The organism is uncultured Aurantimicrobium sp., assembly GCF_936931525.1.
In the GTDB taxonomy this organism is placed as follows: domain Bacteria; phylum Actinomycetota; class Actinomycetes; order Actinomycetales; family Microbacteriaceae; genus Aurantimicrobium.
Genome location: NZ_CAKZII010000110.1, coordinates 1 through 1,337, shown reverse-complemented (window position 1 = coordinate 1,337; position 1,337 = coordinate 1). Strand labels below are relative to the sequence as shown.

Below are 1,337 nucleotides of genomic sequence, written 5' to 3'. Positions count from 1 at the left end.
CAAGCCAGAAACCAGCAAGGTGATGGCCAGCACAGCAAAAACTCCTGCCACGACAAATTCCATGGCAATGGTGAAACCTGTGGTGGTCATCACCTTTCTCATTGCCGAGGCAGCGTAGATCAACGTGACTAACCACACAGCTGAGACCACCACGAAGATCAGACAGAGAAATACCAACTGAAGCGGAACACTTTCCGCCTTACCCAGGAATTGTGGGAAGAACGCAAGGAAGAAGATCAGCACCTTGGGATTGGTCACGTTGGTGAGGTAACCCAAGACAAAAGGTCCTGCCTTGCGCTTAGTTCCAGCAGTGTCGATGTCCACCTGCGAATATTCACCAGCACGGTTCAGGGCAACCAGCTTGATACCCGCGCGGAGCGACTGCACCGCAAGGAACAACAAATACAGCGCACCGACGATCTTGAGCCAGAACAACGCTCCCGGTGCACGAGCAATGAGTAGCCCTACACCTGAGATCAAGAGAATAGACAGCGTTGCAATACCGGTATAAATACCAAACATGGTCAGATAACCGTCTTTGACTCCCCCACGCAACGTGGAACGCAACATCAAGAAGGTGTCTGCTCCTGGCGAAAGAATAATGACCAGAGCAGAAACGAGAAACGCTGGAAGAACCGAGTAATCCAGCATGGATTACTCTCCTTCGATAGCCGCACGCAGAGCTTCGACCACGATGGCGTGATCGTCTTGCTGAGGAACACCACTGGCGATAACCGCGCCGACGAATTTATCCCCCACAAACAAGGGGAAGCCGCCACCGTGAGCTGCAAAAGACTCGTCGAGGCCCGTCTCAGCGTGGAAATCTTTGCCAAGCGAAATCATGCGCTGGCCGACCAGGAATGAGGGCTCGTGGAACTTGTACACAGTCTTGCGCTTGCGCTCAATCCAGTCGTCATTCTCAGAAGTAGTGCCTGGACAGGCATATCGGAAGACGTGTTGGTCACCAAGGAACACCGATACGGCGAGAGGCCAGTTGCGTTCTTCAGCCCGTGAAGCAAGGTCCATGCCCAGAGCAAGGGCATCTTCGTGGCTCAGCGAACTGAAGCGGAGCTCAGTGAGTTGGTCTTCAAGTTCTGAGACGTCAGCGAGAAGTTCGGATTGGTCAGCCATGTTCCCAACCTAGTGGCACAGAACTACTTGGCAGCGGAACCAATGATGGCGTCGACATCAATTTCGACAAGCATGTCTGGGGCAGCAAGTGCACTCACTTCAACAGCGGTTGCAGCAGGACGGATGTCTCCGAAGAATTCACCATGAACCTTGCCCACAGCATCAAAGTCAGCGATGTTGGTGAGGTAGATGCGAGTGCGAACAAC

General features: G+C 53.3%; 3 protein-coding genes. All 3 read right to left on the bottom strand.

Annotation, left to right across the window (positions count from 1 at the left end; genetic code table 11):
* Positions 1–651: LysE family translocator (locus Q0362_RS05195; protein ID WP_298120758.1), on the bottom strand; the 651-nt coding region annotated here is incomplete at its 3' end.
* Positions 652–654: 3 nt separating this feature from the next.
* Positions 655–1,131 carry a heme-degrading domain-containing protein gene (locus Q0362_RS05190; protein WP_298120755.1) on the bottom strand — a complete coding sequence of 159 codons (477 nt, stop codon included), beginning with the start codon at positions 1,129–1,131 and terminating at the stop codon, positions 655–657.
* Positions 1,132–1,154: 23 nt separating this feature from the next.
* A partial coding sequence (locus tag Q0362_RS05185; RefSeq protein WP_298118695.1) for a Rid family hydrolase occupies positions 1,155–1,337 on the bottom strand: 183 nt, incomplete at its 5' end.